This window comes from Janthinobacterium sp. 67, assembly GCF_002797895.1.
Lineage (GTDB): Bacteria > Pseudomonadota > Gammaproteobacteria > Burkholderiales > Burkholderiaceae_D > Janthinobacterium.
The window spans coordinates 347,100-360,203 of sequence record NZ_PGES01000001.1 but is presented as its reverse complement, the minus strand read 5'-3'; the positions used below and the strand labels follow the sequence as shown (position 1 = coordinate 360,203).

The window sequence follows — 13,104 nt, the reverse complement described above, 5'->3', positions numbered from 1 at the left end:
ACATCAAGTCATGCGCTTGGCATGACCTCCTAGGCACTGGCGCGGATGGTGAAATCGACCCCGACCTCATCCCAGAATTCCTGCTCCTTCTCGATCCAGAACGACACGGTGGGATGGTGCGCCACCCAGCCGCGCTTGATATCGAGTTCGATGCGGTTCTTCATGCGCAGGCGCAGTTCGCTGAAATCGGCTTCGATGCGCGCATGCATGAGCAGGATCGACAGGCGCAGCGCCAGCACGGCCTTGGCGAAATCGGGGTCGGACAGCACTTCGCCGATCTTGCGCAAGTTGCCCTTCTGCGCCAGGATCAGCCGGCTCATGGTCTTCTGTTCGCGCGTCGTAAAACCGGGCAAGTCCGCGTTTTCCACGATGTAGGAGGCATGCTTGTGGTAGCCCGTCTGCGACACGGCCAGACCCACTTCGTGCAGCAGGCTGCTCCAGCGCAGGCATTTGACCAGGGCGTCGGACGTGGGCTTGAGCTGCGCGTACATGGCCAGCGCCTGCTCGGCCACCCGGCCGGCGCGCTGCTGGTCGATATGGAATTTCTCCATACAGCCCTGCACCGACTGTTCCCGGCGGTCGCGCTTGGTCGAACGCAGGTACAGATCCCACATCACGCCCATGCGCAAGCCCGCCTCGATCGGCGTCATGGCGGGAATGGCCAGTTCGCGGAACAGGCCGATCAGGATGGCCAGGCCGCCGACGATGGTGCTGGCGCGGTCCGGGCGCAAACCGGGCATGTCGATGCGGCTCGTGTGACCAAGTTCGATGAAGCGGCGCGCCAGCGCATCGAGGCTGGCGCTCGTGAGCAGGCCGTCGCCCAGCTTGTTGCGGGCGATGATGTCGGCAATCGTGCGGATGGTGCCGGAAGAGCCGTAGGCCGTCTTCCAGTGCTGCGGATGGTAAGGCGGGGCCGCATCCTCGAAATGGCTGCGCGCCGACAGGATGGCCGCCTCGAACGACGGCGCGTCGATGCGCCCGCCGATGAAGAACGACAGGCTTTGCTTGACGGTGCCCAGGCTGAACGACTCCACCTTCTCGATATCGTTGCCGCGCCCCAGTATCAGCTCCGTCGAGCCGCCGCCGATATCCATCACCAGTCGGCGCTCGCCGGGTATGGCCAGCGCATTGGCCACGCCCATGTAGATCAAGCGCCCCTCTTCCTCGCCGGAGATGATCTCGATCGGGTAGCCGATGGCTTGTTCGGCCAGCGGCAGGAAGACGGCGCCGTTGCGCGCCACGCGCATGGCCGACGTGGCCACCACGCGCACGGCCTCGAGTTCGAAACCGGCGAGGATGGCGCGAAAACGCTGCAGGCAGGCCAGCGCGCCCTGCATGGCCGCCTCGGTCAGGTCGCCATTGGCGTCCAGGCCGGCGGCCAGGCGTATCGGATCGCGCACGCTCTTGACCACGCGGATCGTGTCGCCATCATGCTTGCCGACGTGTAAACGAAAACTGTTGGACCCCAGGTCCACCGCTGCATACATACTGGCCTCTTGTCTTGTCATCACCATGCCAACTGAAAAAGTTGGCTAAACTATATAAATCATTTAAACGATTTAAAAATCCTACCACACTACCGCCATCGTATGACAGCGGCGTGACAGGATTGTGACAAAACGGCAGCCGTGCGGCGGTTTACGGGACGATGGTGGTAAACAAATACACGGCGAAAATCACCAGGTGCACGGTGCCCTGCATGACCGTGGTGCGGCCCGTGCCCAGCGACAGGGTGGCCACCATCAGCGACAGCAGCAACAGCACCGTCGACTTGATATCGAGACCCAGGGTGATCGTCAGGCCCGTGGCCAGGGACACCACGACCACGGCCGGGATCGTCAGGCCGATGCTGGCCAGGGCGGAACCGAGCGCCAGGTTCAAGCTCGTTTGCAAACGGTTCGCGCGCGCGGCGCGCACGGCGGCCAGGCCTTCTGGCAGCAGCACGATGGCGGCGATGACGATGCCGACCAGGGTTTTCGGCGCGCCCATGGCGGCAATCGCCGTCTCCAGCGCGGGCGCCAGCGACTTGGCCAGCAGCACCACGGCGCCCAGGCACACCAGCAACGCGCCGGCGCTGACCCAGGCGACGGTTGGCGTGGGCGGCGCCGCATGCACCTCTTCGTCGCCGACGGCCTCCTTGGGCAGGAAGTAATCGCGGTGGCGCACCGTCTGCACCAGCACGAAGGTGCCGTACAGGACGAGGGAAATGACGGCGATGAAGATCAACTGGCTCGAGTTGTAGTACGGGCCGGCGGCGCTCGACGTGTAGTTCGGCAGCACCAGGGTCAGGATGGCGATGGCCGCCAGGGTGGCCAGCGAAGCGCTCACGCCCAGCAAGCCGAAGGTCTGCTCGCGATGGCGCCCGGCGCCCAGCAGCAAACAGATGCCGACGATGCCGTTCAAGATGATCATGATGGCGGCGAACACGGTGTCGCGCGCCAGGCCCGTCGTTTCCGGTCCGCCGGCCAGCATCAGCGAGACGATCAGCGCCACCTCGATCAGGGTCACGGCCAGCGCCAGCACCAGGGTGCCATACGGTTCGCCGATGCGGTGCGCCACCACTTCCGCGTGGTACACGGCGGCCAGCACGCTGCCGATCAGGCCGGCGACGAGCAGGATCTGGTAGGCGCCGCCGACGTTGAAGGTGGAACCGAACAGGAACAGCCAGCCGGCAAGCGGGGCGGCAAGCGGCCATACAGGCAGGGATTTAAGCATTTTCATTATGGGCCTGGCAAGAGTAAAAAAGGGGAACTGCGGTGCGGCGGCACAGGGAAGCCTGGCGTGCGCTCCCCAGCATAACTTGCCCAGCTTAAATGAAAGTTAGGGAATACACACGTTCGGCTTGCTGCCGTCCGGAATGCCTGCCGCCAGCAAGCATGGCACGTTTGGTAACATGCCGTTGCAATTTTCTTGTCTTTTTGCTTGCTGCCGCCCTCATACTGCCGGGAACGCCTTCGCGACAACGACCAAGGAAACAACATGATTTCACTCAGCAGCGCCGCCATGCGCACCTTCATCTTCGCGGGCAGCATGCTGTGCGCCGCCGCACACGCGGACACGCCGCCAGCCCAGGAAGCACAGGTAGACGCGAATTGGGCCACCCCGCCCGCGCCCGCCGCGGAGTCGCGCTGGCAAGACAGCCTGCCGCCCGCGCCGCCCGTGGCGCCGCGCGAAGAAAAGATACTGCCGAAGAGCGAATGGCTCACCGTCGAACCGATGAAGGCGCCAGACCGGCGCTGCGATCCCGGCCTCGACGCCCTGTTCCTGCCCAAGGAATGCGGCAAGGAACCGAGCTGGCTGGGCTCGCCCAAAAAGTAAGCTGTTTTACACGTCCAGGGTGCTGGCGCCCTGTGCTTCCACCACCCTGTTGCGGCCCGCCTGCTTGGCTGCCTGCAGCGCTTCATCGGCCCGTTTGAACAGGCTGACGGTGCTGTCTTCGGCGCGGATGGTGGTCACGCCCAGGCTGGCCGTCAGCTGCAGCACGGCGCGCTCCGTCTTGACGGGCAGCGCTTCGACGGCCGCGCGGATGCGTTCGGCCACCATCAGCGCATCGGCCAGGGTCGTGCGCGGCAGCTGGATGGCGAATTCGGCGCCGCCCAGGCGCCCCATCAGGTCGCTATCGCGCAACTGCTGGCGGCACGTGTCGACGATGGTTTTCAGCACCGCATCGCCCACCGGATGGCCATAGCTGTCGTTGACTCTTTTAAAATGGTCGATATTGAGCACCACCAGCGCCGTCGGCAAGCCGGGCCGGCGCGCCAGCGCCATCCACGGCGCCAGCGCCTGGTAAAAGCCGCGCCGGTTCGGCACGCCCGTGGCCGCGTCGAGTACTTCCAGGCGCGCCAGTTCGCCGCCCAGTTTTTCGCGCGACAGCAGCAGATAGCCGAAGGCGTTCGTCAGCATCATCAGGTACAGGGCACCGAAGCCGGCCAGCTGCATCAGCTCGGCATCGAAACCGGGAACGGCGGCGGCCAGCACGCCGCGCGCGGCGATCAGCAGCGACAGGATGCCCATGCTGACGACAAGGAAGCGGCGCAGCATGCTCGCCTCGCGCCATTTCAGGCACAGCGCGGCCACGCCGGCCAGGAAGAAACCGGCCACGATCAGCGATCCGCCGGCGCTGCGCAGCAGCGGCGCCACGTCGAACAGGTAGCAGGCGGCAAACAGGCCCACCGACAGGCCCAGCGCCGGCAAGATATAGCGGCGCCAGCCGCTGCGTCCGGCCGCCTGCCACAGCGCGCCCGCATCGAGCGCCATGCCAGCAAACAGCAGGCTGTTGCCGAGCAGGATGGAGAGGAAATCGGGCAGCACGCCGCGGAAATACAGCAGTCCCCAGGCCACGGCCTGGCATTGCTTGGCCACCGCCCAGGTGGACATGCTGAGCGACTTCTTGCGCTCGTACTCGAAGAAGAACAGGGCCGCGCACAGGCTCAGGTTGCCAAGCGCCAGGGCCAGTACCAGGGTCTTGATATCCATGGGCTACGCTATCGCTGCGCGGGCGCGGCGCGCCAGGTCAGATTTCGTGTTCGACATTGGTGCTGCCGTCGCCGATCTTGCTGGCCCACGCCTGCACGAAATACTGCTTTTCCACTTCGCTGGGCGCCTCGTGCCAGAACACGATGAGGGTGCCCTTGTGGTCGTGGATCTGCGCCACTTTTTCAATGAAGCCGAGATTGGCGGCCTGGTCGGCCAGCGCCGCCGCGTAGCCATACACGCGCGTCAGCCGCTCGATGCGGTCAGGCTCCGTGAAACTGTTCGTCGCCGTAATGATGGGGTGATCCAAAAACATGCTTGTCTCCATGGTGCCCGACTGCGCGGCCGTGCCGCCGCGTGCCGATCTACATATACGCATGCTCGGCGCGGATTAATCGGGTATGCTCACGGCAGCTTATCAGATTTCTCTGAATGCAACAAAGCATCTCCCCAGTCCACTCAGCGAAGTCGTCCCATGCCGGAAAACAGAAGCACCTCCCCACTTGCCCCGCAGGTGCATACCTGTGGCGACCGGCGCCGCCTGGAATTCCAGCCCGGCATGATCCAGAGCGAAATGCTGCTGTCGCGCCCCGATCACCTGCTGCTGCGCTACGCGCGCGCCATGATGTGCTTTACCCTGTTCGTGCCGCGCCCGCGGCACATCCTGATGGTGGGCCTGGGCGGCGGTTCGCTGCTGAAATTCTGCCACCGCCACCTGCCCGACACGCGCATCACGGTGCTGGAATTGCGCGCCGACGTGATCGCCCTGCGCGGGCAATTCATGCTGCCGCCCGACGACGCGCGCCTGCGCATCATCGAGACGGACGCCGTCAGCTATATCCGCCAGCATCCGGGCTGCGCCGACGTGCTGCTGCTCGATGGCTACGACGAAACGGGCTTGCCGCCCGCCCTCGGCAGCGCGCGCTTCTATGCGGACTGCCTGCGCGCCCTGCTGCCCGGCGGCGTGCTGGTGGCCAATCTGTTCAGCTACGACGCGCACTACCCCGCCATGCTGGCGCGCCTGATGCTCACCTTCCGCGGCGCCGTCTGCCAGTTCGACGGTATCGCCGGCAATAACCGCATCATCTTCGCCGCCAAGGCCGGGCAAGGCGCCGGCGGCCGCGCCGTGCGCACGGTGCGCCTCGTGCGCTGGCGCCGACTCTGCGGCCTGGCTTTCCTGAACCGCTGGCTGCCGGCCTGGCAGTTGCGGCGGCTGCGCCGCCAGTCCGGCGCGGGCAACGACTGAAAGTCGCCCTCCCTGGCCATAGATTTTGTTGCTTATTAGCAGTAATTTGGTGCAAAATTCGCATGATGGATGTGGTTTATGACAAACTACGGCCTGCGTGGGGCCGGCAGGCGCCGCCGAATTCGAGTGTCCATGAAGTGAGATAGGAAAAACCATGCTGCGTGGCCGCCTGCCATTGTCGATTTCCGCCGCGGCCGCGCTGACCTTTGCCTGCGGCGTCAGCGTGACGGCCGTGCTGTTCGCCGCCATCAGCCAGCTCGAATACGACAAGATGAGCCTGAGCCTGCAGCAGCGCGCCAGCGCCAGGGTGGCCGCCATCGAGCAGGGACTCGACGATGCGGTCGAGGTGCTGACCACGACGAACCAGCTGTTTGCCGCCGTCGTGCCCGTCTCACGCGAACAATTCCACGACTTCACCACGCCGCTGCTGCAGCGCCACCCCTTCATCCAGGCCTTCAATTTCCACCGCATCGTGCCGCATGCGCAGCGCGCCACATTCGAGGCCGAACTGCGACGCATCGTGCCGGAATACGCGATGATGGAAATGCACGATGGCGTCATCGTGCCGGCCACGACGCGCGCCAGCTACCTGGTGGTGGACTACCTCGAGCCCTTGCAGGGCAATGGCCCCGCCTTCGGCCTGAACGTCAGCCCGAACGGCGTGCTGGCACGCGCGCTGGAACAGGCCATCATCAGCGGCCAGGCCACCGCCACCGGCCTGCTGGCACTGGCGCAGGGACCGCAGCAAGGCTTCGTCATCGTGCGCCCCGTGTACCGCCGCGGCGCGCCCCTGCAGACGGTGCTGCAGCGGCGCGCCGCGCTGATCGGCGATACGGCCGTCATCGTCCGCGCAGGCGAACTGGTGCAGAAAATCCTCGCCGGCGCCGACTTGCTGGGCGACCCGCAGCTCGAACTGAGCGTCTACGCGGACGCCGGCGCCGACCCGCGCCAATTGATCTTCCGGCATGGCCAGGCGCCCGCCAGCGAAGCAGGCGGCGCCTGGGAGTCCTTGCCGCGCTGGCTGCACTTTGCCTACCACAGCCATTATGACCGGGCCTTTACTTCCGCCGGGCGGCCCTGGCACGTGCGCGTGCTGGCCCATCCGCGCCCCTTCCTGGCCGACCACCTGGGTTCCTTGTTTACCGTGATCACGGGCTTGCTGTTCAGCTTGCTGACGGCCGCCTTCGTGCAGTCGCTGACGCAGCGCTCGCGCCGCGTACAGTTGCTGGTGGAGCAGCGCACGGCCGACCTGAAACGCAGCAACGAACTGCTCAGCGCCGACGTGCGGGCGCGCCAGCGCACGGAGCGCGCCCTGCAGGAAAGCGAAAAGCGCTTCCGCCGCCTGCTGGCCCTGTCCTCGGACTGGTACTGGGAACAGGACGCCAACTTCTGCTTCACCCACATCACCAGCGGCTTCACGGACAAGTCGAACATGCCGCTGGAACGCTTCATCGGCATGACGCGCTGGGAAAACAACCCGGAAATGCGCAATTCGCGCTGGGGCAAGCAGCATATCGCGAACCTGGAAGCGCACCTGCCCTTTTCCAACCTCGAATATGCGATGCACGACCGCGACGGCCAGTTGCGCTGGTTCAGCATCAATGGCGAACCGCTGTTCAACGAGCTGGGCGAATTTCGCGGCTACCGCGGCACGGGTTCGGAAATCACGGAACGCAAGCTGGCCGAGCAGCAAATCCAGCACATCGCCCATCATGACGTGCTGACGGGCCTGCCCAACCGCGCCCTGCTGCGCGACCGCCTGGCGCAGGCGATGGCACTGTCGCGCCGCAAGAACCGCGCATTGTGGGTGCTGTTGATCGACCTCGACCGCTTCAAGTTCGTCAACGACAGCCTCGGCCACAAGGCGGGCGACCTGCTGCTGAAAACCATCGCCACGCGCTTGCAGGCCAGCCTGCGCGAAAGCGATACGGTGGCGCGCCTGTCGGGCGATGAATTCGTCGCCATCCTGTGCGAACAGGCGGACGAAGTGCTCAGCAGCGCCATCGTGCAGCGCGTGATGGATGCGGTGGCCCAGCCCGTGCTGTTGGATGGCAAGGAATTCTTCGTCACCTGCAGCATCGGCGTGGCCGTCTACGACATGTCGCGCTACGACGCGCCCGGCGACGTGACCCTGAATGGCGAGACGCAAAACCTGATCGAGCAGGCCGACATCGCCATGTACTGCGCCAAGAAACAGGGCCGCAACAACATCAAGTTCTACACGACGGCCATGAACCAGGCCACGCTGGAGCGCCTGCGCATCGAGACGGCGCTGCGCAATGCGCTCGAAAGGGAGCAGTTCGTGCTGCATTACCAGCCGCAGGTGGACCTGGCCAGCGGGCGCATCGTCGGCGTGGAGGCGCTGCTGCGCTGGCAGCACCCGGACCTGGGCATGGTGGCGCCGCAGCGCTTTATCGCGCTGGCGGAAGATACGGGCCTGATCGTGCCGATCGGCGCCTGGGTCATGCGCGAAGCATGCGCGCAGGTGAAACGCTGGCATGCGGCGGGACTCGATACCTTGCGCCTGGCCGTCAACCTGTCGGCGCGCCAGTTCAACGAGCCGAACCTGGTCGCCACGATCGGCGAAGTGCTGCTGGAATCGGGCTTGCCGCCCGCCTGCCTGGAACTGGAACTGACGGAAAGCCTGTTCATGCACGACGTGGCGCTGGCCGTCAGCCAGCTGCACGACATGAAGGCGCTGGGGGTGCAGCTGTCGATCGACGACTTCGGCACCGGCTATTCCAGCTTCGCCTACCTGCGCACCTTCCCCATCGACGTGCTGAAGATCGACCGCAGTTTCGTCGGCGACGTGGCGCGCGACGCGGACGACGCGGCCATCGTTGTCTCGATCATCGCCCTGGCGCACAACCTGAAACTGCGCGTGGTGGCCGAAGGCGTGGAAACGGCCGAGCAGCTCGATTACCTGCGCCGCCATGGCTGCGACGAGGCGCAAGGCTATTACTTCAGCCGGCCGCTGCCGGCGCATGAAGTGGAAGCGCTGCTACGCGGCGAGTTCTGCGCGGCACAGTGACGCGCCGCCGCGCTATTTCGAGAAACTCAGCAAGAAGCTGAACGGCACCATCATCGCGCACGGCTGGCCCGCACAACGGCCCGGCGTATATTTGACCAGCATCAGCATGGACGCCGCCAGCTTGCCCGACTCGCTGTCCGGGCTTTTCAGCAGGGTCACATTCTGCGCCACGCCATGTTCATCCACGCTGACATTGGCGCGCAATTTGCCCGTGGCCGCCTGGTACGAAATCAGACGGCCCATGGCACGCGAGATCTCCAGCATGCCTTTCTCCGGATAGGGTGGCACGTCGCCATCCTGTAATACCTTGTAGTACCGTTTGACAAACGATTGCTGCTCCGGCGTCATCTCGGCATAGGACTTTTCCGGCGGCACCACATACCCCGAGCCCATGACCGGACGGATGTTCGAACCGATCGGCGCGTCCTGCGCCTTGAGGCTGTACAGCGTGGGCGCCTCTGGTTTTTCCGCCTGTGCCGTCAACTGGAAGCTGCCATTGAAGCGGGCCTTCAGCACCTGCCCGTTGGGATACAGTATCTCGCCGTCACCGACCGGCTTGCCCTCGCGCCAGGGCCCCCTATAAGCGCCGCCAAGCGCGAATGTCATGGTGCCACTGCCTTCCGGACCATGGCGCCAGCCACCCTCATAATGATCGCCGCCAGCATAGACGGCCTTGACGTTGCCGACGGGCTTGTCCTCTTCGAAGTTGGCTTCCAGCTTATCCCCGTTTTTAAAGATCACCACGCCGGGACCGTGCAGCATGCCATCCCGGTAGTTTCCTTCATGCAGGCTGCCGTCGGCCCACTGCGCAATGCCCGCGCCCTCCGGCACACCTTTGCTCAGCGGACCCTCATAACGTTCCGTTGCCTTGCCGTCCTTGCTCCACTGCAAACCACCGGGCCCGCTGGCATAGCCATCCTTGCAGGCGCCATTCCAGTACGCCATATGCCCGGCCACCCGTGCGTGCCCGGCAATGCGGCAGTCCGCCTTGCCCGCATAGATGAGGTCGGCGGCACCGGCGCTGGACGCGCACAGCAAGATGATCAGGGAAAGCGGTTTTTTCATATCACCCTTGCAATGTTTTTAATTGCCACAGGCTAACATGCCTGAGTTGATGGAAAATACGCGCATTCTCACGCGGCGCACGGCATGCCATGCTCCTTCATGCCCGCACCTACAGCTTCTGCTGCAGGAATTCGAGGAAGCAGCTGATGCGCTGCGCCAGCTGCGTGTTGCGGTAGTAGACGGCGTGTATCTGCTGGCGGTAGCCCGTATAGAACGGTTGCAGCACTTTCACCAGGCGGCCGGCCGCGATGTCGTCCTTCGTCATGAAATCGGACAGGCAGACGATGCCCTGGTCGTGCAGGGCCAGCTGGCGCAGGGTTTCGCCGCTGGACGCGGCCAGCGCGGGCACGATCTGCACGCTGTTGCCCGCGTCGTGGCGCAGCGGCCAGTTGTTGCCCAGGTCGTACTGGGCAAAGCCCAGCAGCGCGTGGCCGGACAGCGCTTCCGGCGTGGCCGGCTCGCCGTGGCGCGCCAGGTAGGCGGGCGTGGCCAGCACGTGCAGCGGGCTGGCAGTCAAGGCGCGCGCATGCAGGGTCGAATCGACGAGGGCGCCGATGCGGATGGCGATATCGGTGCGGTGCTCGAGCAGGTCGGCGATCTGGTCGTTGCTGGTCAGTTCCAGGCGGATGTCCGGATACATGGCGCGAAACTCGGCCACGTGCGGCACCACGCAATGGAGCATGAAGGGCGAGGCGGCATCGACGCACAAACGCCCGGCCGGTTTCTGGCGGCGGATGCGGATCGATTCCTCCACGTCTTCCATCGACGCGAGGATGGCGCGCGCCTTGTCCAGGAACAGCTGCCCTTCTTCCGTCAGCTCCATGCGCCGCGTGGTGCGCGTCAGCAGCGAGGTGGCCAGCTTGTCTTCCAGCCGCGACAGGGCCCGGCTGACGCCCGACGTGGTTTGCCCCAGGTGCACGGCGGCCGCGCTCAGGGTGCCGCTGTCGATGACGGTGACGAAGATTTTCAGGTCGTCCGAGTTGATATCCATTCTTGCCCTTGTTTCACAGATCGCGCCATTATAATGGAATGACGGCAACAGTGAGGGCGAGCGGCTACGTCAGGCAACGTAGAACAAAATGGCGACAAAATGGCAGCTACTGCCGGCCAGCACGAACAGATGCCAGATGCCGTGGCCATGGCGCAGCTTGTGGTCGGTGGCATAGAAGGCGATGCCGCCCGTGTAGCACAGCCCGCCCGCCACCAGCCACAGGAAACCGTTCCACTCGAGCGCCGCCAGCAGCGGCTTGATGCCGATGACGATCAGCCAGCCCATGGCCACGTAAATCACCAGCGACAGGATGCGCGCGCCTCTCGCGTACACATATTCCTGCACGATGCCGATGATGGCCAGGCCCCAGACGACGCCGAACAGCGACCAGCCCCACGGCCCGCGCAGGGTCACCAGCATGAAAGGCGTGTAAGTGCCCGCGATGAGCAGGTAGATGGCGCAGTGGTCTAGCCGCTGCAGCACGGCCTTGGCCTTGCCACGCACGCTGTGGTACAGCGTGGACGTCAGGTACAGGGTGAGAAGCATGGCCGCATACACGCTGCAGCTGACGATTTTCCAGGCGTCGCCCGTGCGGGCCGCCACGACGATCAGGATGACGCCGCCGATGGCCGCCAGCGCGGCGCCCACCACGTGGGAAATGCTGTTGAAGCGTTCGCCGTGGTACATGGCTTAAGCCGGGCGTACAGGGACGCAGCAAAATGCCGGGGTCGGACCCTGAGGGTCCGACCCCAGTGCTTGCTTTGGGGGTTCAATCAAGCCGCTTCCGCCTTCTTGCGGGCCGGACGGCGCGCAGGGGTCTTGCGCGGCGCCTTGGCAGGCTTGTCTTCGGCCACGACCACTTCGACCGGAGCAGGCTCGATGGTTTCGACCGCGGCTTCAGCCGCCTTCTTGGCCGGCTTCTTCGCCGCTGCCGCCTTGCGGGCCGGCGTGCGCGGCTTGGCCTTCGGCTTCGCTTCCACGACCGCTTCCACTACCGGCTCAGGTACGGGTTCAGGCATGGTTTCCACCACCGGCGCCACCTCGACGGCAACAGCTTCGGCGCGCGCTTCGCGGCCGCCATCGCCATTTTTGCGGCCGCCACGGCCGTTGCGGCGCGAACCGCGCTTGGCGCTGCCTTCTTCCGCCACCACTTCCACCACCTCGGCGGCGGCTTCGGCCACCTCGTGCCGCTCGTCCGGCTGCGGCGCCGGCGCATACTGCTCGACGACTGCTTCGGCGTCGGCCACCGGCACGAAAGCCTGTGGCGCTTCGTTGCGACGCTGCTCGTTCTGCTTGCGGCCGCCACGGCCGTTGCGGCGCGAATCGCGGCGGCTGCCGCCCTCGCGGTGATTGCCCTCTTCCGCCGCCACACCGGACTCGCCGGTGACGATGGCGTCGCTGGCCACTTCCCCGTTCACGGGCGCGGCAACAGGCACCAGGCCGCTGCTGCGGTAAACATAGGCGCCCGATTTTTCATCGCGGCCAAATTCCAGCAAGCCGCGCGTCTGCGCTTCTTCCAGCAGGTTGCCGAAGGTGCGGAAACCATAGTACGACTCGCTGAAGTCCGGCTTGCGGCGCTTGATCGCTTCTTTCAGCATCGAGGCCCAGATCTTGCCGCTGTCGCCACGTTCGGACACCAGCGCATCGAAGGTGGCAACGGCCATTTCGATCGCTTCCGTCTTGCGCGACTCGTATTTTTCCTTGCGGCGCACTTCTTCGTCGGGCGAACGCTTGGCCGCCGGGGTTTCGCGCGCGTCGCGCTTGGCGGCCGTGCGGCGGCTCTCGCGCACCAGGTCATCGTAGAAAATGAATTCGTCGCAATTGGCCACCAGCAGGTCGGAGGTCGATTGCTTGACGCCCACGCCGATCACCTGCTTGGCGTTTTCGCGCAGTTTCGACACGAGTGGCGAAAAGTCGGAATCGCCGCTGATGATGACGAAGGTGTTGACGTGGGCCTTGGTGTAGCACAGGTCCAGCGCATCGACCACGAGGCGGATGTCGGCCGAATTCTTGCCCGACTGGCGCACGTGGGGAATTTCGATCAGCTCGAAGTTCGCCTCATGCATGGTGCCCTTGAAACTTTTATAACGGTCCCAATCACAATATGCCTTCTTGACAACGATGCTGCCCTTGAGCAGCAAGCGTTCCAGGATGGGCTTGATATCGAATTTTTCGTAGTTTGCATCTCGCACGCCGAGCGCGACGTTCTCGAAGTCGCAAAACACGGCCATGCTGAGGTTTTCTGGGGATGACGCCATAGGGGTGAATTCTCGCTGATGATAAGGGCGGACGGGAAGC

The 13,104-nt window shown here is 64.8% G+C and carries 11 protein-coding genes; 3 read left to right on the top strand and 8 right to left on the bottom strand.

From position 1 onward, the window contains the following. Nucleotides 1-29: 29 nt before the first annotated feature. Both CLU90_RS01655 and CLU90_RS01650 read right to left on the bottom strand, forming a co-directional pair. Entirely contained in the window at nucleotides 30-1,487 is a 1,458-nt protein-coding gene (locus CLU90_RS01655; protein WP_092712858.1) for a Ppx/GppA phosphatase family protein, read from the bottom strand. Nucleotides 1,488-1,638: 151 nt separating this feature from the next. Further along, nucleotides 1,639-2,721: a calcium:proton antiporter gene (locus CLU90_RS01650; RefSeq protein WP_071077959.1), complete on the bottom strand. Its 1,083-nt coding sequence runs from the start codon at nucleotides 2,719-2,721 to the stop codon at nucleotides 1,639-1,641. Nucleotides 2,722-2,979: 258 nt separating this feature from the next. Here CLU90_RS01650 and CLU90_RS01645 point away from each other — a divergent pair, with 258 nt between their 5' ends. Then, the gene (locus tag CLU90_RS01645) at nucleotides 2,980-3,318 is read left to right on the top strand and encodes a hypothetical protein (RefSeq protein WP_092712856.1); all 339 of its coding nucleotides are present in this window, start codon (nucleotides 2,980-2,982) and stop codon (nucleotides 3,316-3,318) included. Nucleotides 3,319-3,324: 6 nt separating this feature from the next. On the opposite strand, the gene CLU90_RS01640 is transcribed toward CLU90_RS01645, so the two are convergent. Together CLU90_RS01640 and CLU90_RS01635 are read right to left on the bottom strand one after the other, a co-directional pair. Next, a complete protein-coding gene (locus CLU90_RS01640; protein WP_092712855.1) occupies nucleotides 3,325-4,476 on the bottom strand; it encodes a GGDEF domain-containing protein in 1,152 nt (383 codons plus the stop codon). Nucleotides 4,477-4,513: 37 nt separating this feature from the next. Next, nucleotides 4,514-4,789 carry a hypothetical protein gene (locus tag CLU90_RS01635; RefSeq protein ID WP_077402750.1) on the bottom strand — a complete coding sequence of 92 codons (276 nt, stop codon included), beginning with the start codon at nucleotides 4,787-4,789 and terminating at the stop codon, nucleotides 4,514-4,516. Nucleotides 4,790-4,948: 159 nt separating this feature from the next. Here CLU90_RS01635 and CLU90_RS01630 point away from each other — a divergent pair, with 159 nt between their 5' ends. Next, nucleotides 4,949-5,719 carry a transferase spermidine synthase gene (locus CLU90_RS01630; protein WP_092712853.1) on the top strand — a complete coding sequence of 257 codons (771 nt, stop codon included), beginning with the start codon at nucleotides 4,949-4,951 and terminating at the stop codon, nucleotides 5,717-5,719. A 154-nt stretch (nucleotides 5,720-5,873) separates the two neighbouring features. Continuing rightward, on the top strand, nucleotides 5,874-8,750 hold the full coding sequence (locus CLU90_RS01625; protein WP_100427015.1) for a bifunctional diguanylate cyclase/phosphodiesterase: 2,877 nt from the start codon (nucleotides 5,874-5,876) through the stop codon (nucleotides 8,748-8,750). A gap of 12 nt (nucleotides 8,751-8,762) precedes the next feature. On the opposite strand, the gene CLU90_RS01620 is transcribed toward CLU90_RS01625, so the two are convergent. From CLU90_RS01620 to CLU90_RS01605, 4 genes are all read right to left on the bottom strand, one after another. Next, nucleotides 8,763-9,815 (bottom strand): MORN repeat-containing protein, encoded by a 1,053-nt coding sequence (locus tag CLU90_RS01620; RefSeq protein ID WP_100427014.1) that lies wholly within the window; start codon nucleotides 9,813-9,815, stop codon nucleotides 8,763-8,765. 109 nt (nucleotides 9,816-9,924) lie between these two features. Next, the gene (locus CLU90_RS01615; protein ID WP_092712847.1) at nucleotides 9,925-10,806 is read right to left on the bottom strand and encodes a LysR family transcriptional regulator; all 882 of its coding nucleotides are present in this window, start codon (nucleotides 10,804-10,806) and stop codon (nucleotides 9,925-9,927) included. Between the two features lie 69 nt (nucleotides 10,807-10,875). Then, entirely contained in the window at nucleotides 10,876-11,493 is a 618-nt protein-coding gene (gene trhA, locus CLU90_RS01610; protein WP_092712845.1) for a PAQR family membrane homeostasis protein TrhA, read from the bottom strand. 86 nt (nucleotides 11,494-11,579) lie between these two features. After that, nucleotides 11,580-13,064 (bottom strand): NYN domain-containing protein, encoded by a 1,485-nt coding sequence (locus CLU90_RS01605; protein ID WP_198511124.1) that lies wholly within the window; start codon nucleotides 13,062-13,064, stop codon nucleotides 11,580-11,582. Between the last annotated feature and the right edge of the window lie 40 nt (nucleotides 13,065-13,104).